Genomic DNA, 23458 nt, shown 5'->3' on the forward strand with positions numbered 1-23458 from the left:
CAATGCGCCGGGGTTTTTCTTCATTATGATGGTTCATTCGTGTCCTTTTCTTTTTCGATGACTTTCAATCCATTTTCCCCTGAATTTTCAATCGCATGTTTAAGGATGGATAATTTGTTATCCCAGAATCGATCGTAAAAAGAAAGCCACTGTTTCAATTCAGCTAAAGGTTCCGGCTGAAGCCGAAAGCGTTTCTCTCTTCCTACCTTCCGGCCACTGACCAATTCAGCTTCAGAAAGGATATGAAGGTGCTTGGAAATCGCTGTACGGCTCATGGAAAAGTGAGAAGTGATTTCTGAAATGGGTAAATCCCCTTCAGCAAGCAATTGCAGGACCTTTCGGCGGGTCGGGTCGGCGATAGCCTGAAATACATCATGTTTTTCTGCTGCAGACACTTAGCCCTCAACAGCCTTTTTAAGACCTTGATTAACGATCTGTTCCCAGCCATGATTCATTCTATCGCGAATCACTGAGCTTTTTTCGTTCGGTTTCGGAAGAATCGTATCAGGCTCTTTCCAACCGCCATGAATAAGGGTGAACTCCGTTTTGCCATCCACTTCTTTTAAAATGAAGGAAATGAACCAACCGTCCGTATCCCAACTGAATGAAAGGCGATGAGGAGCATCTAACTCCATTACCTTACAAGGAGATGGACCGAAGGGGGATTGCACATGGAACTCATGTCCCACTTTCGGTTGAAAATCATTTGGCATGAACCATGAAGCTATGCCCTTTGCAGTGGAAACTGTATCCCAAACTTTTTGGATAGGTGCTTCAAGAATAACCGTCTTCTTGATATCCTGTAATGTATTTTCCATAATGATTCTCCTTTTTAAGTGAAAATGTGAAACCAATTGGTTTTGCTTTGTTGATTATATAAAACCTTTTGGTTTCATGTCAATAATTTGTTTCAGGCGAATCCTTTTTATTCATTGCATGATGCTTAATTTCCCAACTCTTCAATTTGTTTTGCCAATCCCGTTATATTATCGATTGATTTCATTATCTCTGAATCTTCCAATGCCTTAGGATCAATTTGGCCCTTTTCAATATTATTCAGATATAATTCAATTCCATCTGAAAGCTGTTGATTTGAGCTGACGATCTTCTCATGGATGCCTTCAGCGATTTGGGGTGGTTCAGTTGCATTGAATTCTTCAATCTCCGTTTTCATCAATTCCAGTTCCTTTTCAAGATTTGCTCTTACTTCGGCATTCGTGACGGCGTCCTGTGACATTGCGGGAACCTCATTGGAAAAATCCTTAACGGTATTTACATACTCCGTCGCATTATCTGCATACTCCAATGATGAATTGACTTCTTCTAAAGCTGAGCATCCGCTTAATGTAAGGATGGACAGCAGAGCAATGGTCATTATTTTTTTCATATGTGCCTCCAATGTGATTTTTTTATAGTAAGGATCAGATGGGCAGAAATCTCTTTTTATAAATCGCTGCAATGGAATTCAGTATGAAGCTTGGAATCTTCTTTGGAAAAAATGACTTCGAATAGAAAAGGTGAAAGGCACTTTTCAAGTCGTGCCACTGATTGCAGGATTTCACTTGCTTAAACCTTGCAACGTCAATGATCTTCACCTTTTTTTCGGAAGTGATGAAGATGTTTCGTAAATGGATATCCGAAGGGTTCAATCCCTCTTTCCTTGCCAATTGCAGGGCATGGTCTATCTCCGCAATGTTTTCTTCCGTTATCGGGATTCCCAATGTTAAACATTCAAAAAGAGTGTTGCCTTCAATGTGATCTATAACCAGGTAATTTACCCCCGCATCATATAGGGTTGGATAGTAATCGATGGATTGGACGGTTTTGTATATTTCAGCTTCAACTTTAGCTGTGTGTGTATGATCCGGGAAAAACACTTTTAGTGCCTTATTGGTGGAATGTATCCGGAATACATATGCGCTGCGGCCTTTTCCGATTAGTGATAAAGATGGGTCGGCATCAAGCAATATATGCTTTTTATCATCGGAAATCTTAACGCTTTTAGCTAATTCATTATAGTTCTGCATACTTTTCACCTCTATTGTGCAATTTTTCGAATCAAAAAAGACGGTATAACCGATTATTGGTTATACCGTCTTTTAAAAATTAAAAGACCTCACCAAATAATCGGCAAGGTCTTGCAAACAACTAAAATCAGTTGCCAATAAAGCCGAGGATTCAATCCTGTACTGACGACTTTATTGTATAGCTACTCCCCTTAACAGAAGGATTCTTATAAGTTATATACAGTAATTATATAGGTTATTGCCTCTATCCGTCAAATATAAGGATTGGTGCTTACCCTATATATATATTCGATTTAGGCAGAAAGATGCTCGTCTCATCCTTATTAATTTGAGTGGTAAGTAATTATATCAATATACTTTATATTCATCATTTGTTTGTCGCACAAGCTTCATTGCGAATATTTCTATTTAATTACTTAAATGTCTATTAGTTTACTATTATGTTACAATCTGCTTCATCTCCATATAGATCTAATGGAATATGATATATTTTAGATGATAAGTATATTTACCTATATTATTATACTGATTTTAACCGATATTTAAATAAATGTTAAAAATATAATTCTTTAGTAGGGAGAATGAGATGAAGAAATTAATTATACCAACTTTCTGTTTTGCGGTGTTGTCGACAGTTGCTTTCGAAGAAAAAATATCTGCAGCTCCACTACATGCGGAACAGGCCAAAACTGAAGACGTCATGTTTGTACAGGTAAATTCCGGATCGCTCAATATGAGAAAAACCGGGGCGGAAGGTGCAAGCATAGTTGCAAAGCTGGCAAATGGCACACAGGTAACGGTGTATTCGGAATCCAAAGGCTGGGCGAAAATCAAAGCCAATGGGAAAGAAGGATATGTCAGTACCAAGTATTTATCGGCAACAAAGCCAGGGACTTTAACGAAAACTGCAGTAACCATTAAAACGACAACAAAATATGTGAATGTCAGTACAGGTTCACTTAATATGCGAAAAAGCGGCAGTGATAGTGCCAGCATTGTCACGAAACTGACAAGGGGCACACAGGTGACTGTGTATTCGGAATCCAAAGGCTGGGCGAAGATCAAAGCCAATGGAAAAGAAGGATATGTCAGTTCCAAGTATCTCTCGGCAACGAAGCCTGGAGAGGTAAATAAAGCTGCGGCGACCGTTAAAACGACAACAAAATATGTGAATGTGAGCACAGGTTCACTAAATATGCGGAAAAATGGGACAGATAGTGCCAGCATAGTCTCGAAGCTGACAAGAGGTGCACAGGTAACGGTGTATTCGGAATCCAAAGGCTGGGCGAAAATCAAGGCCAATGGAAAAGAAGGATACGTCAATACTAAATATCTCTCGGCAACGAAGCCTGGAACGGTAACCAAAGCTGCGGCAACGGTTAAAACGACAACGAAATATGTGAATGTGAGTACGGGTTCACTTAATATGCGAAAAAGTGGAAAAGCTACCGCAAGCATTGTTGCCATACTTTCAAAAGGGACGAAAGTGACGGTATATTCGGAATCCAATGGATGGGCGAAAATCAAGGCCAATGGAAAAGAAGGATATGTGAGTACCAAATATCTGTCTGCTTCAAAGCCGGGATCGGGATCAACAGTAGCCACACCTGCAAAAACGACGACGAAATATGTGAATGTAAGCACGGGTTCACTCAATATGCGAAAAAGTGGAAAAGCTACCGCAAGCATAGTGGCCATACTTTCAAAAGGAACGAAAGTGACGGTGTATTCGGAATCCAATGGATGGGCGAAAGTCAAAGCCAATGGAATGGACGGATATGTCAACACCAAATATCTATCTGTTTCAAAGCCAGGATCGGGATCTTCGGCCGTAACGCCTGAAAAAACGACGACGAAATATGTAAACGTAAGTTCTGGAACTCTCAATATGAGAAAAAGCGGATCGGAAAGCGCGAGCATAGTCGCGAAGCTTTCAAAAGGAACGAAAGTGACGGTCTATTCGGAATCCAAAGGTTGGGCCAAGATCAAAGCAAATGGAAAAGACGGGCATGTCAGTGCGAAATATCTATCGACAACAAAACCATCAACGGCCGTAACGCCTGAAAAAACGACGACGAAATATGTAAACGTAAGCTCTGGAACACTCTATATGAGAAAAAGCGGGTCGGAAAGTGCGAGCATAGTCGCAAAGCTGTCAAGAGGAACTGAAGTGACGGTGTATTCGGAATCAAAGGGTTGGGCGAAAATCAAGGTAAATGGGAAGGATGGGTATGTTAGTACTGACTATCTTTCGACGACAAAGCCTGGAATGGAATCCAAACCATCCATACCTGAAAAAACGACAACGAAATATGTAAATGTCAGCACGGGTTCACTGAATATGCGGAATAAGCCGTCAGAAAGTGCTTCCGTCATTGTGAAATTGGCAAGGGGTGTAGAGGTAGAAGTCATCTCGGAATCAAATGGCTGGTCAAAAGTTAAAGCGTATGGCGGAGAGGGTTATGTCAATACGCAATATCTATCAGCAACGAAGCCTGGTCCTTTACCGGGGCTGAATCCAGACGAAGAAGGAAACACGTCAGTTAAATATGTAAATGTGAATGATGGATCCAGTCTGAATATGCGATCTGCTGCATCAGCTTCCGCTTCAATTATAGCCAAGCTTGTAAACAATACGGCCGTAACGGTTTATTCAGAGTCTAATGGTTGGTCAAGAGTCACGGCCAATGGAAAAACCGGATATGTCAGTACGCAATATTTAACGGCCAAAGCACCGGAAGGTCCGGGTAGTTCAAATGGATCGATAATCAGGATTGATAAAGAGTATAATCTTACGATGGAAAAGATGGTTGAAATTCAAATGGCCGTAAATGGTCAAACGGATAAAAAGTATAAAACCTACATACGTGAAGATGGATTAACTTTGATCAATTCAACAAAAGGTACGGTTAAAGGAACCGGATGGCGTGTCAGGGGCGGAGCTGGTTCTAATTATTGGGTAGTCGGTCCTGTCAGCAATAACCAATCATTGAATATTAAATCGAAAGTAAAGGGCTCAGATGGATACTATTGGTATGAGGTGGACTATAACAAGACATGGGTAAATGCCAGTCCGGAAGATATAAAATATAATCTTAACCCAAATAATTTTGTGAATGATCCAGTCAATTCATTCCAATTCGTCAAGCTTTCCCAAGTCACCAACATGAACGTTTCAGAAGTTAATAATAGAATCCTTTCAGGAAAAGGGATTTTACAAGGCCAAGCTGCAACCTTCACTGCGGCAGGGGAAAAATATGGGGTCAATGAAATCTACCTGATATCACATGCTTTGCTGGAGACCGGGAATGGCACATCACCGTTAGCGACTGGCGTAAAGGTAAACGGGAAAACGGTCTATAATATGTATGGAGTGGGAGCATTTGACGGAACGGCGCTAAGCAGCGGCGCTCAATACGCCTATAATGCAGGCTGGTTCACTCCGGAAGCGGCCATCATAGGCGGTGCAGAATTCATCGCCAAAGGATATATATCCTCTGGACAGGACACGCTTTACAAAATGAGATGGAATCCTACAGCTGCAGAGAAATATGGATATGCTTCACACCAGTATGCCACTGATATTGGCTGGGCAACAAAACAAGTGAAACAGATTTATAATTTGTATAGTTTACTAGATTCCTATAAATTGACAATTGAAGTTCCTAAGTATAAATAAGAAAACAGGAAAAAACACATGAGTCCGACTCATGTGTTTTTTTGCTAATTAGTTTTTATCCTTTTCCAGAATACCTCTGACGACATCCTCGATCGTCACCACTCCCAATGCCTTTTCCAAGGCAAGTTCAGCAACTGAAAAGATGGGCTCTATTGTATCTTGTATATTTCTTCCAACAGTGCATGCTGGATTAGGATTTTCATGGATTCCAAATAATTCTTTATCGGAGACAATGTTGACAGCCTGATAAACATCGAGCAAAGTGATATCCGATAATTCCTTGGCCAATGTTGCTCCTGCGATACCCGGCCGAACATTCACTAAACCAGCATTCTTCAGCATGCCGGTGATTTTTCTGATTAAGGCTGGGTTGGTGTTTACACTTTTTGCAATGAAATCAGAAGTGTTAACACCTTCTTTATTTATTTCTAAAAGAGATAATATATGGATTCCTACGGAAAAGCGGGTACTGATGGACATCTCTTTTTTCTCTCCTTTAAAATCTCTATTCTTATATAGTATAAATTATTTAACATGTAATTCAAGTGGTTACAAGTTATAATGGCCTGCAAGAATAATATTTATCCATGATCCGTTTCCTTGTCAAGTCACGCCGTTTCTGCAAAGGCGAAAATAAAAGGTATGTGTAATTGACAAACCAGATGGTGAATCTTATATTATAACGTGTAAATGAATCAGTTACAGGTGAAAGGTGCAGGAAGGGGGAACTGAATTCGGCCGCTATGGCTGGATAAGAAATATCGGCACAACAACAAGTGATGGAGGTATATGATGGCTAATAAAAAAAAGGGTAATCAAAAGCAATCTTCTGCATTCACGTTTTGGATCATCGGGTTAATCGCTGTAATCATTATTGGCTTTATATTTTTAGCAAATGGGAAAGACGAAGATACAGCCGTTAATGAAATCGATTATAAATCACAGCCTTATTTGGGAGAAAAATCAGCTCCTGTCCAAATAGTGGAATTTGGGGATTATAAATGTCCAGTCTGTAAGACATTCGAGGAGCAATTCTTCCCTTCTATACAAAGTGAATTGATTGATACAGGAAAAGCGCAATTTTATTTCATGAATTATTCGTTCATTAACGTCGATTCAACCAGATCTGCTAAATTCGCGGAAAGTGTTTATCAGGAATTAGGAAATGAGACCTTTTGGAAATTTCATGAGCTTTTGTTCGAAAAGCAGCCAGCTGACCTGAAATATGAAAAGGAAGATGTCTTTACAGACAAATTCTTAGAAGAAACATTGAAAGAAATCGCAAATGACAAAGATGTGAAAAAAGTCGTTACCTCTTTTAAAGCCAAAAAGTCCGAGGACCAATGGAACAAGGATATGGAGCTGGCCGACGAATTGGGCGTTACTGGAACTCCTTCCTTATTTGTCAATGGCAAGAAGTTTGAAGGAAATACAATCGATGATTTAGTGAAAATGGTTGATGATGCAGCGAAGGAGAAATAGTGATGAACAAGCCACTATTATTTTCTTGGATCCTGTCCATCATCGCCACTGCTGGAAGTCTCTACTTTAGTGAGATTCTCCATTATGTACCCTGTACCTTTTGTTGGTATCAAAGGATCCTGATGTACCCGCTCGTTATCTTATTGGGCCGGGCCTTTTATGAACAGGACCTGAAAATCTATCGATACATCCTCCCATTATCGATTTTGGGCATGTTGGTGTCAGGGTATCACTATAGTCTGCAAAAAATTCCAGCACTACAGCATTTCGAAATGTGCCAAAGCGGTGTTCCCTGCTCAGGTGAGTATATAAATTGGCTAGGATTCATCACGATCCCGTTTTTGGCCTTTATCGCTTTTACGCTCATCACAATCTGCATGGCACTGCTAATGAAAAAGAGAAAAAGCATGTAATTAAGCGCGCACCATTCTAATAGGAATGGTGCTTTTTTATATATATCAGATGAAAAATCCGGATATATCTGCAAAAATCCGGATATATCTCCGAAATCTGCAATATATCTGCGAAAATCATTATATATCTTCGAAAACTCCAATATATCTACAAAACTCCTCAAAATAAAAAATGTTGACAAGATAAAACCTGTAACTTATATTATTACATGTAATAAATTTAGTTACAATTAAAGTTTCTAAAACAATATATAGGAGGAATTTAATATGAAAATCGGTATTATTGGTGCGAGCGGGAAAGCTGGAAGTCTGATTTTAAAGGAAGCATTGACTAGGGGACATGAAGTTACGGCCATTGTCAGGGATGAAGCTAAAGTCCAAATTCAAGGAGCATCCGTACTGGAAAAAGACGTATTCGATCTGAAAGCAGAGGACATTAAAGAATTCGATGTGGTAGTGAATGCCTTTGGCGCTGCTCCGGGGAAAGAACATCTGCATGTCGATGCAGGAAAAATCCTGATTGACGCAATGAAAGGGGCGCCTCAAACTAGACTGATCGTTGTTGGCGGAGCTGGAAGCCTTTTCGTTGACGAGGCAAAAACGGTCCGTGTACTGGATACGCCTGAGTTCCCTAAAGAATACTTTGCAACAGCCTTTAATCAATCAAAGAACCTTGGAGATCTGCAAAATGCGACTGGCATCCAATGGACGTTCATCAGTCCTTCCGCCTTCTTTGATCCGCAAGGAAATAGAACAGGCGGGTATAAACTGGGTAAAGATAACCTTCTTGTAAACTCAAAGGGTGAAAGCTATGTAAGTTATGCCGATTTTGCCCTTGCAGCCCTTGATGAAATTGAAATTCCAAAGCACATCAACCAACGCTTTACCGTTGTTGCCGAAGCTGAATAATTAAGTGGACGTCGCTCCTTGTGGTGACGTCCATTTTTTCGACCTATTATGTATAACGAATTTAATATTGACTGATGTCCATTTATTGCAGATAATATAGCGAGAAAGTCCTATAGAGGCTTTTTTTTTATTAATTTGTATTGTTAGTTTTTAGTAGAAAAATCTAGATTTCCCAACAAAGAAAGAAGGACTATGCGAAGATGAATTGGAAATGTTCTTACGACTCATGGGTGAATTTCGAAGCCCTTGATAATGAAATGAAATCATTACTTAACGAGATGCAAGATGATGAAAAAAATATAGAAGATGCGTTTTATAAAAACCTGGAATTCGGCACAGGCGGTATGCGCGGGGAAATTGGGGCAGGTACGAATCGGATGAATCTATATACAGTCCGTAAAGCAACTTTGGGATTAGCCCATTATCTGCAATCGATGGGTGATGAAGCAAAACGCAGAGGTGTCGCGATTGCTTACGATTCACGTTTTAAATCGCCTGAATTTGCCTTGGAGGCAGCCAAGACCCTGGCTACAGAAGGAATCAAGGCTTATCTATTTGATGAGTTAAGACCAACTCCGGAGTTATCCTTTGCCGTTCGTGAACTGAATGCATATGCTGGGATCGTTATTACAGCAAGTCATAATCCCCCTGAATATAATGGCTATAAAGTGTACGGGCCAGATGGCGCACAGCTTCCACCGGCAACGGCTGATGTAGTGATAGAATTCGTGAATGCGATTGAAAACGAACTTGCCATTTCGGTTAAAGATGAAGAGACATTGAAAGCGCAAGGCCTAATTGAGATTATCGGAGAGGAAATCGATACCGCATATAATGATAAATTGCTTACTGTGCCCGAAAACAAAGATTTAAGTGAAGAAGTGGATGTGACAGTTGTATTCACACCGCTTCATGGCACGGCAAATAAGTCTGTCAGACGTGCTTTACAAGATCTGGGATACGACAAGGTACACGTTGTAAAAAAGCAGGAATTGCCTGATCCCAATTTTTCGACAGTTCAATCCCCGAACCCGGAAGAGCATGCAGCTTTTGAAATGGCCATTGAATTAGGAAATGAAGTATCGGCAGACCTTTTGATCGCAACAGATCCGGATGCAGATCGACTCGGTATTGCCGTTAAAAATAAAGATGGCGAATATGTGGTGCTTACAGGTAATCAGACAGGTGCACTAATATTGGATTATCTTTTAAAAGAAAAGAAAGCGAAAGGCACTTTACCTCCCAATGGAGTTGTCTTAAAAACGATAGTAACTTCTGAAATCGGGCGCAGAATCGCTAAGGAATACGGTTTAGGGACCGTTGATGTATTAACGGGTTTTAAATTCATCGCTGAAAAGATCAATGAATATGAGGATAGCGGCAAGCACACGTTCTTATTCGGATATGAAGAAAGTTATGGCTATTTAATCAAGGATTTTGCCCGTGACAAAGATGCGATCCAAGCGGCCGTTCTTGCGGTGGAGGTTTGTGCCCACTATAAAAAACAGGGCATGGATCTATATGAAGGATTGCTTAGCATCTTTGAAAAGTACGGATATTATCTGGAGGGACTTCAGTCATTGACCTTAAAGGGGATTGAAGGCGCCGGGCAGATTCAAGGGATACTGAATCAGTTCCGTGAGGCTCCTCCAAAGCAAATTGCCGGTAATGCTGTAATGGTGCAGGAGGATTATCAAAGCGGTGTGAGACTGACGGTGGGCACCAATAAGGAAGAAGTCATCGATTTACCTAAATCAAATGTAATCAAGTACTTCCTTGAGGACGGCACATGGGTATGCTTGCGGCCATCTGGTACTGAACCTAAAATCAAATTCTATTTCGGGATCCAAGGTGAAACGATGGAAGAAGCCGAGCTGAAATTGAAGCAGGTCATGAATGATTTCATGGAAAAAATAAATGGAATGATCAATAGTGCTAAATAAATAAGTCTTTGGACCTGCCAATCATATAAGTAAGAAAAATAAGGCCTTTCCCTGAAATATCGGGGAAAGGCATTTACTTTAATCCATTAAGCGATCAAGTGGATGACGGTCAGCCAGTTGGAATCCTGTCTTTAAAGTTGTGGATGGTCAAATTTCCAGCCAATAAAGTAAAAAATTGACTTAATAAGTTTTGAATCTTGAAGAAATTGGTATATAATAAATGCATATGAAAGTATTGAATATACTAACATTTTAACAAAAAACCAGACTATGTTACTATGAATATGGTGATTAAGAAAACTTGTAATTATTAGGATTTTAATTATTAAGTTGATATGGAGGAGTTACAAGAGAATGAAAAAAGTAAAAAAGGCCATTATACCTGCAGCGGGATTGGGAACCAGATTTTTGCCTGCTACGAAGGCAATGCCAAAAGAAATGCTGCCAATAGTGGACAAACCAACTATTCAATATATTATAGAAGAGGCCGTTAAGTCGGGAATCGAAGATATAATCATTGTCACAGGAAAGAATAAACGAGCGATAGAAGATCATTTTGATAATGCGTACGAGCTTGAGAACAACTTGAGGGAAAAAGGGAAATTCGATTTATTGGAGAAGGTGCAATACCCATCCAATTTAGCTAATATCCACTACATTAGGCAAAAAGAGCCAAAAGGCCTTGGACATGCCGTTTGGTGTGCACGTAACTTTATTGGTGATGAGCCATTTGCCGTCCTTTTAGGCGATGATATCGTAGAAAGCGATGTGCCTTCCCTACGTCAATTAATGAATGAGTATGATGCGACAGGTTCGTCCATCATTGGAGTGCAGCCAGTCAATGAGAACGAAACACATAGATATGGCATAATTGACCCTCTTACGCAAGAGGGCAGAAGATACGAAGTGAATAGTTTCGTTGAAAAACCGAAACAAGGAACGGCCCCATCCAATTTAGCCATCATGGGGAGATATATATTAACCCCGGAAATATTCGATTTCCTAGCCAAGCAGGAAACTGGGGCTGGCGGTGAAATCCAGTTGACGGATGCCATCCAGAATTTGAATGAAATCCAAAAAGTCTTCGCTTACGATTTTGAAGGGAAACGCTATGATGTCGGAGTTGTCGATGGCTTTGTGAAAACGACAATTGAATTTGCCCTGCAACGTCCTGATTTAAGAGACGACATTATAGAAGTAATGGAAAATATCATCAAAGAGCATAAGGCAGGTATCAAATAACCCATTTTAAATAGGGTCCTTATGATATTATTCCCTTTAGGTAGAAAGTGTACTAAAATCACCAACAATTGTGGGTGGTACATGACTATTTAGAGGGGATTATTATGCCTGAAAAAGGACTGAATTCCGATCCAAGGATGCGTCCAAAGCTTTTAGGAACCGGACGTTTGTTGGGGGACCTTATAACGTGATGAAGATAGGGGAAATTCTATATGATTTTGGTCGTTGGCGGTGCAGGATATATTGGAAGTCATCTTGTAAAAGAGTTAGTGAATACTGAAGAGGTTGTCATTCTGGATAATCTCTCAACCGGTTTTCGTTCGCTGGTCGATTCGAAGGCCGTCTTGGTGGAAGGAAACTTAGGGGACGAAGCGGTTTTGAATGAAATATTCCTTAAGTATCCCATTAAAGCTGTTATGCACTTTGCCGCTAATAGCTTGGTGGGGGAGTCTGTTCAAGATCCTTATAAATACTATGATAATAATGTTGGTGCAACTCTTACATTATTGAATACCATGCTCAAGCATGATGTTAAGAATTTCATTTTCTCATCAACGGCAGCTACGTATGGGATACCAAATGTTGATATGATTGATGAAGATCAGCCAACCAATCCGATTAATCCATATGGCCGCTCGAAATTGATGGTTGAACAGATCTTAGGGGACTTTGCAAATGCGTATGGACTTCATTATGTCGTCTTGCGTTACTTTAATGCAGCTGGAGCGCATGCGTCGGCAGAAATCGGTGAAAGTCATGAACCGGAAACACACCTGATTCCTATTATTTTACAGCATTTATTAGGACAACGTGAGAAAATATCAGTGTTTGGAACGGACTACGACACAGAAGATGGCACATGCATTCGTGACTATATCCATGTAACGGATTTAGCCCAAGCTCATATAATCGCCCTTCAAGCCCTATTATCCGGGAAGAAGGATACGGCCACCTACAATCTTGGGAATGGAAAAGGATTTTCGGTTAAGGATGTAATCGACACTTGTGAAAAAGTCACAGGAGTGAAACCGACCATAGAGTATGCAGACCGTCGCCCTGGAGATCCAGCCCGTCTGGTTGCTTCGGCAAATAAGATATATGAAGAGCTTGGATGGAAAGCATCGATAGATTTGGAAGAAATCATTGAAAGTGCATGGAAATGGCATAAATCTCAAATGAATTAGTGGTCCCTTGGGACTCGGTAGACTGTAGACAAACTCGAAGAAAAGCGAGTTTGCCTGCAGTTTTTTTATTTAAAGGAAGTTACAGTAAAAAAACATGTAGTATAACCAAGTCTTGTTTTAAAATCCTGGTACGCACTTTATTCGACCGTTCCCGCCAGTTATTCGACCTACCGCGCACTTTATTCGACCGTTCCCGCAGTTATTCGACCTACCGCGCACTTTATTCGACCGTTCGCGCACTTTATTCAACCTACACCAAACTTTATTCTGCCGTCCACGAATTCTAAGCTTGCAAAGCTTTTTGGATTGATTTTTTCATGGCTTCTACAAAATTCTGACGTGTTTCATTCGTTAATTCCAGCAGGGACAGATAGGGGTTTAAATCCTCCAGTTCTACTAATAAAAGTTCACCTTGCTCATTCCGGCAGGCATCAACTCGTTGGATGCCCCAATCAAGATTGTTCCATTCTATAAATCGTTTAGCAAAAGCCAGGTCTGCTTCAGTAGGGGCATATTCTTTTAATTCCCATCTTTTCTCTTTATCAGGCGCATAAAGGGCGTACTGAAATTCCTTATCGATAAAATAAAAAGAGACTTCATACTCAAAGTTGATAAATGGCTGTACCAATGTGTTCTTTGATTCCAAATCCATTTTATCTCCCAGTTCTTCTTTCGTGGCAAATTCCAAACCGATGGAATCCGCGCCATCTTTCGGCTTCACTATATACGTTTCCACATTAGGAAGTTTATTTAAAGATTCAAGTGTATCGATGGTCGGAATGACAGGGAATTGGGCATTCGTCAGTTCGATTAAGTATTCCTTCCCATTCATATCAGCCTTTCCAACAAATGAATTGTACGTTTTCAAACAACCGGCAGCCACTCTATTACGGAATGCTAGATACTTATCTTTAAAATTGGCTACTGGACCGGCATTTCGAAAGACGATCAAGTCAAAATCCTTTTCAAACGTTTCAATGTCTTCAGGATGGCAAAGTACTAACTGAAAATCTTCTCTAAGCTTCGAAGTAAGGAACAAATCCTCCTCATAATAATTTCTTCCTTTTGCTTCATAGTATAAATCCGTTACGAATAATAGTGTCTGCATGACTCCTGCACCTGCTTTCCCGTTATTTTCATTGAATAGGTTAAAAACAAAAAATCCCGTCTCATTAAGAGACGAGATTTGAACTCGCGGCACCACTCTTGTTTAATGACAAACGCACATTAATGCGTTGTCCCATTTAACGGGGGAAACCGGAAAAGCTTACTGAGGCTTCGGCTTTACTTCTCGGGGATGATCTTCGGTTATATTCTGGACACTGGCTTTCAGCAAAGCACCAGCTCTCTTTGGAACAGAACGACAACGTACTCCTTCCCTTCATGGAATTTTACATTTGATGAATTTGAGTAATTGTATAATATTCAGAAAATAAAATCAATGGTTGTTTCACTTAATATAGGACGAAAAAGGGATATTGAAAGAGATATAGAATTACTATTCAAGAGAAGCGCCATCATTTAATAGGAGATGTTAGATTTGAAAATGGTAAGGGTTTTTCATTACGATGCGTTCAGCAGTAAACCGAATAAAGGAAATCCGGCAGGTGTGGTTTTAGATGCGGATGGACTGACAGAAAAGGAAATGCAGGAAATAGCGGAGAAGGTGGGGTTCAATGAAACCTCTTTTCCGATGGATACCGATATTGCCGATCTTAGAATCCGTTATTTTACACCGGGACATGAAATGAATCTTTGCGGACACGCGACAATGGCTACCATCCATGCACTGAAGACCAGGGGATTATTGGATAAAGATGAGCTGATGATTGAAACAGGAGCGGGAATATTGCCAATCAAGATCCATACCACGGCGGATCAAGATATATATATTACGATGAAGCAGGCCGCGCCTCAGTTTGAAGCGTTTAACGGAGATAAGGGTGGCTTAGCCAGTTCCCTTGGCCTGGATATAGAAGATCTTGAAAGTGAATTACCTATTGTTTATGGAAGTACAGGTTTATGGACTTTACTGGTTCCTGTAAAAGAAAGAAGTTCATTTAAAAGGATGAAGGCACAATAGCATGTTTCCGCAATTATTAAAGGAAATGCCAAGAGCATCCGTTCATCCCTTTTGCCTGGAAACGTACGATAGTGACGCCCATATGCATGCCCGGCATTTTTCCTCGCCATTTTCAGGTACGCTTGAAGACCCGGTTACAGGAACGGCTTCAGGTGTAATGGGTGCTTATTATGCAAAATACATAAAGGATGGTCTTGAAGATGAAGTGCACCTGTTAATCGAACAAGGACATGAAATCGGAAAGGATGGCAGAGTTCGCGTTTCGGCTACCAAAAACGATGACACATATGATATTGAAATCACGGGGAATGCTGTCTACGTTAAAGAATTTGAAGTGGAAGTTTAAAGGTCAGGCTGGGAGGATGGGCGGTTGAATGGTAAGTAAATCTGAGAAAGGTATATGAATATATAAAAACCCTGTGCTAAGACGTTGTATGTCTTAGCACAGGGTTCGTGTAGATCATTCTCCCATTTCATTCCTTTTTAAACGACTGCAGTCAGAAACACGGTCACGCAAATGATTGAGGTGGATGCGACAATCGTTGTCCTTTAGATGAGGGTCACGTTTTTTTATAAATGCTGTTCTTGAAAGTTACGCCTTTTAAATTTGCACTTTTAAATAAGGTGCCAGTTAAATTGGCGTTTTCAAAGATGCGATTATCTAAGTTACTGCTTTTAAATGTGCTGTTCGTCAGGTCGGAATGGCTGAAGTCATAACGGCTTAAATCGCAGGAATTAAACTTCCCATCATGCACCGAAACCGAGCGGAAGTCGGAATCCAATAAGCGATGCCTGGAATAGTCCATGTTTATCGCCTGCTCAAGCATATTGTATTGTAAGTTGAGTGATTCCATGAGCTCTGATACCTCCCCAATCGAATCAACAGTCTAATTTACCAGATATAATATCCGCTTGGAATGGATTTATCATGCTTCATGGAAGTAGTATGTAAGGGGGTGGGGATGTTGAATAATTCGTGGAATAAAGTGATTTATAAATTTTGGTCGCCAATTTATGACAAAATCTTCAACTCTCATCTCTTTTTAGATGCCAGGAAAAGAATGTTTGAAGAGATGGATTTTCATGATGATGCAAAGGTTCTGTTTGTGGGCGTAGGTACGGGGGCCGATTTGGAGCTGATCAAGAACCTTGACCTTGAGATAACGGCGATAGACCTGTCAGCCGATATGCTAAAAAAAGCGATGGGGAAATTTGATGATGCATCGATCAATTTCCTCGAGATGGATGCACAGCATATGGAATTCGATAACGAAGCGTTTGACTATATAGTGGGAAGTTTGGTTCTTTCCGTCGTACCTGATGCCAATGAATGCCTTCGGGAAATGATCAGAGTTTTAAAAGGGGATGGAAAAATAATACTATTCGACAAGTTTATTTCTAAAGATGAAGTGCCTTCACTACCCAAAAAGCTTCTGAGGCCTATCATTCGATTTTTAGGAACGGATATTGGCTTGAGGTTTGAAGACTTGTTAAGTAGACATGTTAAGAATATGAAAATTGAAGAAGATCGACCAATCATGCTGAATGGAATGTATAGAAAGATAATCATCAGTAAACGGATGTGACAGGAAGGTGGCGGAGGGATGTTTCAGAAGTGGATTGGGAGTCGGATTCAAAGACATCAGGATACATCATAGAGCTGAGTTTTGTTGTTTGGAAGCTAAACTTGATTTGCTGTAAAGAGCATGTAATATTTGACATGCTTATATAAAACCCATGTCCTTTCTAACATGGATAATGAGCCGATCATCGGGTTATTTAGTAAGAATGTAACATACTATCAGAAGGCTGTTCGAACGCATCTTTGATACCTTTAAATTCCAGTGATCATCATATAATCAACAAGTCCAATTGTGTCTAAACATTCTATGTCACTCATTTTTGATGCAGCTGTTACATAGGCACAGGGTGAAATCAGTATAATTAAATGGTTGGATACAATGGGAAGAGGTGATGGTTTTGTCCGAGACGATAACAACCTATGAAGATCTATTGAATATGCTCGACTCGTTATTGCGTGAGCCAACTGGATTCTGGAATGGTTTTTATGAAGACCGCTCCAAAGGGGTTCCCTTTTTCGAAAATTTCCCTGATGAAAATTTGGTTGCATATTTTGATGGTGGGTTAATCCGGCCAGGAAAGGTTCTTGAGCTTGGGTGCGGACCTGGGAGAAATGCCATTTACCTTGCTCAAAAGGGCTTTACCGTCGATGCGGTGGATCTTTCAAAGGAAGCCCTTGAATGGGGGAAAGAACGATCGGCAGAAAAGAAAGTGCACGTGAACTTCATTCAAAGGAATATATTTGATTTGGACATTGAGGAAGGGCAATATGACTTCGTCTTTGATTCAGGTTGTTTTCACCATATTGCTCCACATAGAAGGATCAATTATTTGGAGATGGTGAAAAAGGCGTTAAGGCCTAAGGGATTGTATTCGATTACTTGTTTTGTCGAGGGCGGCATATTGGGTGGTGCCGATATTTCGGATTGGGAAGTATATAGGCAAAGAAGCCTTAAAGGCGGATTAGGTTTTACGGAAGAAAAACTCAGAAAGATATTCAAGGATTTTGAAGTGGTGGAAATACGTAAAATGAGGAAAATGGAACAATCGGATGAAACCTTTGGGGTGCAAGGTTTATGGACGGCTTTATTTATGAAATGAGAAGGCGAAAGGGTTTTAAACGGAGGATCTGGGATCAGGTCCTTTTTTGCGTGGAAATTGTTAACAAAAAATAAAAATGGTAAACTATAACAATACAATAGAATTTTAGGAACGTAGATTTACCAGAATGATAGATGAAGGCTTTTGCTGATCTTTTTTTAAAAAAAACAGTGGTTGCATGGTTTCAAAAACAGCTGGGAAGGTATATGGAAAGAGGGGCAATTGGGCATCAGAGCATAAGATTTTAAGTGTGGAAGAGGTTATCTTCGATGCTTACTTTGTTGATAATATTTCAATACCCTGACAATGCCGTTTTCAGCGTTAGATTTATCGATTGCTTTTTATAAAAAACTAAATAGGAGGAGTTTATGCACGTAAATAAAGAATTATATTCCTTTTTATTGGGTGTGGCAGCACAACTGACTGAGGATTGGTACGCATCATTGAATAAAAGTGATAAGGCGGGTGTTTATAGTTCATCCGATCCCAAAGTGATTAAAAAACTTAAGCAGCAAAATAATGAATTCCATTTACGTTTCTTTCAGGTCTTTGATACAGAGGAGAGGGAATTCTTTAAGCAGCTTGGTGATTGGATTGAAGATATCGGTCAGGATGAGCAGCATTTAAACACACCCATCTATTTTATATTGAGGGAGTTTTTCCGAACGCAAGAGCAATACCTGGATTATATTGACCGGTTTGTGAAATTGCATGGAGATCAATATACACAGGAGGAAATAAACTCCTGGTATCGGATAGTGGTGAAGGTGTTCAGTGAAGTAATGGAGAGGTTTACGGAAGCCAATCATAGATATGCCAATAAAATTATGAAAGCCCAACAGGCAACGATCGATGAATTGAGCACGCCCATCATTTCCCTTAAAGATAACACGGCATTGCTTCCCCTGATAGGCGATATTGACACGGCGAGGGGCATGTCCTTGCTTGAAAACACCTTACAAAAGTGCGCTGAAAAAAATGTCACCAGACTTTTCATTGACCTATCTGGCGTTCATGCAATAGACAGCGGATCCGCACACCAGCTGTCTCAATTGATTGAATCCTTGCATTTGATCGGAATTCAAACAACCCTTTCAGGACTTCGGCCGGACATAGCCATGACTGCCGTTAAGCTTCAACTGCCTTTTGATAAAGTGACGATAAAGTCCACTCTTGCCCAAGCGATCAGTACAATAAAATAATACATACATATCCAGGGCACGGGGATGCTCGTTATGAATTTCATCGAGAAGACCTCCATATGGCGGTCTTCTCGTAGTATTAGCATTCAAAATAGGTATCGGGCTACATAAAGCAAGAGCCGGAACCTGCCGGATTATTCAATATTGGCAAAGACGGCCAGATCTTCTTTATTGCCAACCACTAAAAGCATATCTTTTTCATGGATATCCTGATCCGGTGAGGGTGCAATGATAATTTCTCCATTACTCACGATGGCAATGACGCTGATATTATATTTTGCCCGTAAATCAAGCTCCCTGAGGCTTTTTCCCTTCATGCTCATGGGGAGGATGATTTCCTCGATATTGTATTCTTTAGAGAGCTCTATATAGTTCAGCATGTTAGGGGAAAGGAGCTGATTCGCGACCCGTTCCCCCATATCCCTCTCAGGATAGATGACCCAGTCGGCACCGACTTTTGTGAGCACCTGACCGTGATTTTTATTAAGTGCTTTGGCAATGACCTTTTTGATCCCAAGCTCTTTTAAAAGCAAGGTAGTTAAAATGCTCGATTGCATGTCATTTCCGATGGCTACGATGACACAATCGAAATTACGGATTCCGATTGCTTTCAATGTCTCTTCTTCAGTCGTGTCCGCCATGACCGCATGGGTAACGTTCAGTTCCGCATTCTCGACTCTTTCCTCGTTGACATCAATACCCAAAACCTCTTGACCGGCCGTATATAATCTATGGGCCACACTGGTTCCAAATCTGCCTAAACCTATCACGGCGTATTGTCGTTTTCCCATCTTTTACACTCCTCCATTCATTATTAACCAATCATGATTTTCCCTTTTGGCCGGCGGAACGGATCTGGCTTGCGCCTCATGGCGATAGCAAAGGCCAAAGTCAAAGGACCCACCCGGCCTGCAAACATCGTGAAAATTATGAGCATCCGGCCAACCGGTGATAATTCTGGGGTCAAACCCATTGAAAGTCCCACGGTGGCGAAAGCTGAAGTGGCTTCGAACAAAATCATCAAGAAGTCAGTTCCGCTTTCAGTGATGGTCAGCAGAATGGAGATGATTGAAACCACGAATACACCAATGAATGTGACGGATAATGCTTTAAAAATCGTTTCACTCACGATGCGGTGGCGGAACAATACCACATCACCCTTACCTTTGATCTGTGACCAAACCGTTCCGACAAGCGTCGCCAATGTAGTCGTTTTAATCCCGCCGCCAGTCGATCCGGGTGATGCCCCAACGAACATCAAGAAAATGATGAGCAGTAATGTAGGCTGAGTTAAATCAGGGATATTCAGCGTGTTGGAGCCTGCCGTCCGTGGTGATACCGATTGAAATAAAGACGACAGCGTTTTACCCATGAAAGATAAAGGCTGCAATGTCTTTGGGTTACCAAACTCGAATAAAAAGATTATAATCGCGCCGGCAATCGTAAGGGTCAAGCTAGTCGTCAGAACTATCTTCGTATGTACGGATAAACGATGTGTATTCCGATATTCGTATATTTCATTCATCACGATAAAGCCTATCCCGCCAAACGTGATGAGGAAGGCGACGGTAAGGGTTACGAATGGATCCGATACATAAGGGGTCAAACTCCTGAATTCCCCCATTAAATCAAAGCCGGCATTATTGAAATTCGAGATGGAATGAAAAACACCGTAATAGATCGCCTTGCCGATTGGCATGTCAAAAGAAAAGCGAATCGATAAAATAAGGGCACCCATGCCCTCAATGATGGCCGTGAAAATTAAAAGCCGTTTCACTAACCTGACTACACCTGCCATGGATAGATTATTTAAGGACTCCTGCAAGAGTAACCTGCCTTTTAAAGAAATCTTTTTGCCTAATAATAAAAAGAAAAACGTCGCAAATGTCATGAACCCTAAGCCGCCTACCTGAATCAATGTTAGGATGACCAACTCACCAAAAGTGGTGAAGGTCGATCCCGTATCCACTACGACCAGTCCTGTTACACATGTAGCTGAAGTCGAGGTGAATAAAGCATCCAGAAAAGAAAGACCATTTCCATTTTCTGTGGAAATCGGCAGGGTCAATAAATAGGCCCCAATAAGTATCAGGATGGCAAAGCCGAGTACAAGTATTTTTGGCGGATCCAATTTTGTCATTCTCAAATGATCATCCCTACCCATAAAAAAATTGTGTAAAACTGTATGACATTTCAATCATCAATCTGCTTTTCGAATCTTTTTAAAGGCATAATAAAAAGACCTGCGAAAAACCTCGAACTGCTGTTTTGTCACAAAAAGCGTGCAAAATAAGCTCCCGAAATAGGCGGTCTTATGACCTCCTTCGCTTTAGCCGACGAAGTTAGCTGACGGGTAGGATGGCGAAAGAGCTGATCTCATCCCTTCTGCAAGGCAGAATTAACCCCAAATGATTGGGTCCTCCGTACTCATTTTCCATGAGTTTTGGCCGAAATGCATTAAATTGATAAACGTATTCTACTCCCATCATTTAGCAGTTGTAAACCCCTAAATCGTAAAAAAATATTTCTTTAACAAAACTGAAAATTTACGTTTTATTTACATTTAGAAAACGTATTGACAAATATTAGTTAGCACATTATGATAGGTTCGATTAATCCAATTATGATAACCGGCATCGATGTACTTTATTCAATAGTTTCAAACAAAACATGCTATTGCGAATCAAAATTTGTAACATATATATTATGTTTCTTTTGTAAAAGATAAAGGTAAAAGCAGTACATTATTATTTAAATTCAATACATTTTATTAAAAAGGCGGGCAATTATGGAGAAGACGTTCAATAGATATGTTATTAATGCTACAGGCAAGGGTGGCCAAACATATTTAACACAATGCCAGGATAAAGATGCACTTAGGAAATGGATAGCCGATCATGAGGATCAAATCATCATGAATGAGTTAAGGATAACGGATAAGAAAAAGAATCCGTTTTTAAAATTGTTTTCCCTAAGGTAAATCAACTGAATCCAACATTCATTAGCGGTATTCAATTATGTATTCCTGTGTTCTATCCGGAACGCTGAGCGAAAAATCCATATCTTGTTTTGCTTTTAAACTCATTTATTTTGAATGAGTTTTTTTGCGTTATTTACATTATAAAAACATTAATGTTAAAATTTAGTAATTAAGTAGGCGTAAAGAGGAGAAAAGTAAATGAAATGACCACTTTCCAAAAGAGCCTTGAACGGCAGCCGAGGATAGTTAGGGGGGGCACCGCAAATTGATCTCGTCCCGAGACGCATTGCTGGGGGACCGGGTTTTTTATTATTCGGTCAAAGGGGGAGAAGCGATGAAATTAAGAAATACATTAGTATCTTGGAAATACCCTTCCATTCTTTTGTGCGGAATAGGAATCTCCAACTTTGGTTCTTGGGTTTATTTCATTGCCCTTAATTTAATCGTTCTGGATATGACTGATTCAGCCTTGGCGGTAGCTGGTCTTTATATCGTTAAACCGATGGCTTCCATATTAACGAATGTGTGGGCAGGCAGCGTGATCGACCGGATAAATAAGCGGAATCTGATGGTGGCACTTGACCTATTTCGCACGGTATTCATAGCATTGCTGCCATTGACTTCTTCTATTTGGGTCATCTATTCCCTTGTCTTCGTGGTCAATATGGCAGGGTCCATGTTCGTAACAACATCAAGGTCGTATATTACAAAATTAATTCCCATTGAACAGAGGAAACGATTTAACTCATTACGAAGCTTAATGGATTCTGGAGCTTTTTTGATTGGACCGGCGCTAGCGGGGATCCTTTTCATGATCGGTACGCCCGTTTTAGCGATTTATATTAACGCGGCTGCCTTATTACTATCCGGTATCATCACCCTATTCATGCCTAATCTTGAAAAGGATCATCCCCTTGAACAATCCAGTCATTACCTGTCTTGGACCATCATGAAAAAGGATTGGGGCATCGTCCTGGACTTCAGCCGGAAATCTTCCTACATCATGCTCATTTATTTCTTATTCAGCTGCATTGTGGTGATGGAAACGGCTATCGATTCCCAAGAAGCGGCGTTTGCCAAGGCCGTGCTCCTTTTGTCGGACAGCGATTACGGATTCCTTGTAAGCATCGCCGGGGCAGGCATCATTGCTGGGGCCATAGTCAATGTTGTATTCATCAGTAAAGTGAAAATCTCGCACATGATCGGTCTTGGATCTTTATTTGTCTCGATAGGTTATATGATCTTTGCCTTTTCGAATTCCTTTTCAATGGCCGCCATCGGTTTTTTCATCATTGCCTTTTCATTGGCTTTTGCCAACACCGGCTTTCAAACCTTTTATCAAAATAATATTCCGGTGGACATCATGGGCAGGGTCGGAAGTGTTTTTGGCTTGTTAGAAGCATTATTGATCATCATGTCTACCGCAATTGTTGGTGTTTCAGCTCATTTCATTTCGATTCGGTTCGTGGTGATTTCAGGTTCCATGATCATGTTCGCTTTATCAATTTTATTGTCGATGCTTAGTATGAATACCTCCAAAAGGAGGTATTATTCCGTTGGTGATGTAGAGGTAGAAGCTAAGGAAAAGATGTAATCCGATTTAAAGGCATGTTGATGGAACATGCCTTTAAT

At 40.5% G+C, this 23458-nt stretch carries 21 protein-coding genes, 1 pseudogene, 1 riboswitch and 1 other annotated feature; of the genes and pseudogenes, 13 read left to right on the forward strand and 9 right to left on the reverse strand.

Annotated elements, in window-relative coordinates:
* Window positions 1–23 precede the first annotated feature (23 nt).
* From OSJ91_RS03485 to OSJ91_RS03500, 4 genes are all read right to left on the reverse strand, one after another.
* The gene (locus tag OSJ91_RS03485; RefSeq protein WP_485890996.1) at window positions 24–395 is read right to left on the reverse strand and encodes an ArsR/SmtB family transcription factor; all 372 of its coding nucleotides are present in this window, start codon (window positions 393–395) and stop codon (window positions 24–26) included.
* A complete protein-coding gene (locus tag OSJ91_RS03490) occupies window positions 396–824 on the reverse strand; it encodes an SRPBCC family protein (protein ID WP_485891840.1) in 429 nt (142 codons plus the stop codon).
* 119 nt (window positions 825–943) lie between these two features.
* Window positions 944–1387: a DUF6376 family protein gene (locus OSJ91_RS03495; RefSeq protein WP_413015430.1), complete on the reverse strand. Its 444-nt coding sequence runs from the start codon at window positions 1385–1387 to the stop codon at window positions 944–946.
* A gap of 34 nt (window positions 1388–1421) precedes the next feature.
* Window positions 1422–2027 carry a protein kinase family protein gene (locus tag OSJ91_RS03500; protein ID WP_350301222.1) on the reverse strand — a complete coding sequence of 202 codons (606 nt, stop codon included), beginning with the start codon at window positions 2025–2027 and terminating at the stop codon, window positions 1422–1424.
* 586 nt (window positions 2028–2613) lie between these two features.
* Between OSJ91_RS03500 and OSJ91_RS03505 the strand changes: the two genes are divergently transcribed.
* Complete coding sequence (locus OSJ91_RS03505; protein ID WP_485890997.1) at window positions 2614–5706, forward strand: SH3 domain-containing protein; 3093 nt, start codon at window positions 2614–2616, stop codon at window positions 5704–5706.
* Between the two features lie 48 nt (window positions 5707–5754).
* Here the strand turns inward: OSJ91_RS03505 and OSJ91_RS03510 are convergent, their stop codons facing one another.
* A complete protein-coding gene (locus tag OSJ91_RS03510; protein ID WP_413015434.1) occupies window positions 5755–6186 on the reverse strand; it encodes an Rrf2 family transcriptional regulator in 432 nt (143 codons plus the stop codon).
* Window positions 6187–6495: 309 nt separating this feature from the next.
* Between OSJ91_RS03510 and OSJ91_RS03515 the strand changes: the two genes are divergently transcribed.
* From OSJ91_RS03515 to galE, 6 genes are all read left to right on the forward strand, one after another.
* Window positions 6496–7188, forward strand: coding sequence for a DsbA family protein (locus tag OSJ91_RS03515; protein WP_485890998.1), 693 nt, complete (start codon window positions 6496–6498; stop codon window positions 7186–7188).
* Between the two features lie 2 nt (window positions 7189–7190).
* A complete protein-coding gene (locus tag OSJ91_RS03520; RefSeq protein WP_350301226.1) occupies window positions 7191–7601 on the forward strand; it encodes a disulfide oxidoreductase in 411 nt (136 codons plus the stop codon).
* 267 nt (window positions 7602–7868) lie between these two features.
* Window positions 7869–8510, forward strand: coding sequence for an NAD(P)-dependent oxidoreductase (locus tag OSJ91_RS03525; RefSeq protein ID WP_350301227.1), 642 nt, complete (start codon window positions 7869–7871; stop codon window positions 8508–8510).
* A 200-nt stretch (window positions 8511–8710) separates the two neighbouring features.
* Complete coding sequence (locus tag OSJ91_RS03530) at window positions 8711–10453, forward strand: phospho-sugar mutase (protein ID WP_485890999.1); 1743 nt, start codon at window positions 8711–8713, stop codon at window positions 10451–10453.
* Window positions 10454–10807: 354 nt separating this feature from the next.
* Complete coding sequence (gene galU, locus OSJ91_RS03535) at window positions 10808–11695, forward strand: UTP--glucose-1-phosphate uridylyltransferase GalU (protein ID WP_350301229.1); 888 nt, start codon at window positions 10808–10810, stop codon at window positions 11693–11695.
* 212 nt (window positions 11696–11907) lie between these two features.
* Window positions 11908–12879 (forward strand): UDP-glucose 4-epimerase GalE, encoded by a 972-nt coding sequence (galE, locus tag OSJ91_RS03540; protein WP_350301230.1) that lies wholly within the window; start codon window positions 11908–11910, stop codon window positions 12877–12879.
* Between the two features lie 283 nt (window positions 12880–13162).
* Here the strand turns inward: galE and OSJ91_RS03545 are convergent, their stop codons facing one another.
* Entirely contained in the window at window positions 13163–13987 is an 825-nt protein-coding gene (locus OSJ91_RS03545) for an ATP-grasp domain-containing protein (protein ID WP_485891000.1), read from the reverse strand.
* 64 nt (window positions 13988–14051) lie between these two features.
* Window positions 14052–14273: a binding site (T-box leader), on the reverse strand.
* A 146-nt stretch (window positions 14274–14419) separates the two neighbouring features.
* Between OSJ91_RS03545 and OSJ91_RS03550 the strand changes: the two are divergent.
* Window positions 14420–15308 (forward strand): annotated as a pseudogene (locus tag OSJ91_RS03550) (PhzF family phenazine biosynthesis protein).
* Window positions 15309–15522: 214 nt separating this feature from the next.
* Here the strand turns inward: OSJ91_RS03550 and OSJ91_RS03555 are convergent.
* Entirely contained in the window at window positions 15523–15816 is a 294-nt protein-coding gene (locus tag OSJ91_RS03555; protein ID WP_485891001.1) for a pentapeptide repeat-containing protein, read from the reverse strand.
* Window positions 15817–15927: 111 nt separating this feature from the next.
* On the opposite strand from OSJ91_RS03555, the gene OSJ91_RS03560 reads away from it, so the two are divergent.
* The 3 genes from OSJ91_RS03560 (at window position 15928) to OSJ91_RS03570 (ending at window position 18846) form a co-directional block, all read left to right on the forward strand.
* Entirely contained in the window at window positions 15928–16548 is a 621-nt protein-coding gene (locus OSJ91_RS03560) for a class I SAM-dependent methyltransferase (RefSeq protein WP_350302781.1), read from the forward strand.
* Window positions 16549–16942: 394 nt separating this feature from the next.
* Entirely contained in the window at window positions 16943–17644 is a 702-nt protein-coding gene (locus OSJ91_RS03565) for a class I SAM-dependent methyltransferase (protein ID WP_413015445.1), read from the forward strand.
* A 368-nt stretch (window positions 17645–18012) separates the two neighbouring features.
* Complete coding sequence (locus OSJ91_RS03570) at window positions 18013–18846, forward strand: STAS domain-containing protein (protein WP_485891002.1); 834 nt, start codon at window positions 18013–18015, stop codon at window positions 18844–18846.
* Window positions 18847–18980: 134 nt separating this feature from the next.
* Here OSJ91_RS03570 and OSJ91_RS03575 read toward each other — a convergent pair whose 3' ends face one another.
* Window positions 18981–19637: a potassium channel family protein gene (locus OSJ91_RS03575; RefSeq protein WP_034310793.1), complete on the reverse strand. Its 657-nt coding sequence runs from the start codon at window positions 19635–19637 to the stop codon at window positions 18981–18983.
* Between the two features lie 23 nt (window positions 19638–19660).
* On the reverse strand, window positions 19661–20986 hold the full coding sequence (locus OSJ91_RS03580; RefSeq protein ID WP_485891003.1) for a TrkH family potassium uptake protein: 1326 nt from the start codon (window positions 20984–20986) through the stop codon (window positions 19661–19663).
* A 176-nt stretch (window positions 20987–21162) separates the two neighbouring features.
* Window positions 21163–21305, reverse strand: a riboswitch (cyclic di-AMP (ydaO/yuaA leader).
* A 329-nt stretch (window positions 21306–21634) separates the two neighbouring features.
* On the opposite strand from OSJ91_RS03580, the gene OSJ91_RS03585 reads away from it, so the two are divergent.
* Together OSJ91_RS03585 and OSJ91_RS03590 are read left to right on the forward strand one after the other, a co-directional pair.
* Window positions 21635–21826 (forward strand): hypothetical protein, encoded by a 192-nt coding sequence (locus OSJ91_RS03585; RefSeq protein ID WP_063236327.1) that lies wholly within the window; start codon window positions 21635–21637, stop codon window positions 21824–21826.
* Window positions 21827–22160: 334 nt separating this feature from the next.
* The gene (locus tag OSJ91_RS03590; RefSeq protein WP_485891004.1) at window positions 22161–23420 is read left to right on the forward strand and encodes an MFS transporter; all 1260 of its coding nucleotides are present in this window, start codon (window positions 22161–22163) and stop codon (window positions 23418–23420) included.
* Window positions 23421–23458: the final 38 nt, after the last annotated feature.

Source organism: Bacillus sp. T-10(2022), from assembly GCF_056502895.1.

What these genes read in the sequence shown, in the direction of transcription:
- OSJ91_RS03495 (WP_413015430.1), bottom strand. Translation starts at nt 1,387, where the DNA reads ATGAAAAAAATAATGACCATTGCTCTGCTGTCCATCCTTACATTAAGC.
- OSJ91_RS03545 (WP_485891000.1), bottom strand. Translation starts at nt 13,987, where the DNA reads ATGCAGACACTATTATTCGTAACGGATTTATACTATGAAGCAAAAGGA.
- OSJ91_RS03555 (WP_485891001.1), bottom strand. Translation starts at nt 15,816, where the DNA reads ATGGAATCACTCAACTTACAATACAATATGCTTGAGCAGGCGATAAAC.
- OSJ91_RS03505 (WP_485890997.1), top strand. Translation starts at nt 2,614, where the DNA reads ATGAAGAAATTAATTATACCAACTTTCTGTTTTGCGGTGTTGTCGACA.
- galU (WP_350301229.1), top strand. Translation starts at nt 10,808, where the DNA reads ATGAAAAAAGTAAAAAAGGCCATTATACCTGCAGCGGGATTGGGAACC.
- galE (WP_350301230.1), top strand. Translation starts at nt 11,908, where the DNA reads ATGATTTTGGTCGTTGGCGGTGCAGGATATATTGGAAGTCATCTTGTA.
- OSJ91_RS03530 (WP_485890999.1), top strand. Translation starts at nt 8,711, where the DNA reads ATGAATTGGAAATGTTCTTACGACTCATGGGTGAATTTCGAAGCCCTT.
- OSJ91_RS03580 (WP_485891003.1), bottom strand. Translation starts at nt 20,986, where the DNA reads ATGACAAAATTGGATCCGCCAAAAATACTTGTACTCGGCTTTGCCATC.
- OSJ91_RS03525 (WP_350301227.1), top strand. Translation starts at nt 7,869, where the DNA reads ATGAAAATCGGTATTATTGGTGCGAGCGGGAAAGCTGGAAGTCTGATT.
- OSJ91_RS03575 (WP_034310793.1), bottom strand. Translation starts at nt 19,637, where the DNA reads ATGGGAAAACGACAATACGCCGTGATAGGTTTAGGCAGATTTGGAACC.
- OSJ91_RS03520 (WP_350301226.1), top strand. Translation starts at nt 7,191, where the DNA reads ATGAACAAGCCACTATTATTTTCTTGGATCCTGTCCATCATCGCCACT.
- OSJ91_RS03510 (WP_413015434.1), bottom strand. Translation starts at nt 6,186, where the DNA reads ATGTCCATCAGTACCCGCTTTTCCGTAGGAATCCATATATTATCTCTT.
- OSJ91_RS03500 (WP_350301222.1), bottom strand. Translation starts at nt 2,027, where the DNA reads ATGCAGAACTATAATGAATTAGCTAAAAGCGTTAAGATTTCCGATGAT.
- OSJ91_RS03585 (WP_063236327.1), top strand. Translation starts at nt 21,635, where the DNA reads ATGGAGAAGACGTTCAATAGATATGTTATTAATGCTACAGGCAAGGGT.
- OSJ91_RS03515 (WP_485890998.1), top strand. Translation starts at nt 6,496, where the DNA reads ATGATGGCTAATAAAAAAAAGGGTAATCAAAAGCAATCTTCTGCATTC.
- OSJ91_RS03570 (WP_485891002.1), top strand. Translation starts at nt 18,013, where the DNA reads ATGCACGTAAATAAAGAATTATATTCCTTTTTATTGGGTGTGGCAGCA.
- OSJ91_RS03590 (WP_485891004.1), top strand. Translation starts at nt 22,161, where the DNA reads ATGAAATTAAGAAATACATTAGTATCTTGGAAATACCCTTCCATTCTT.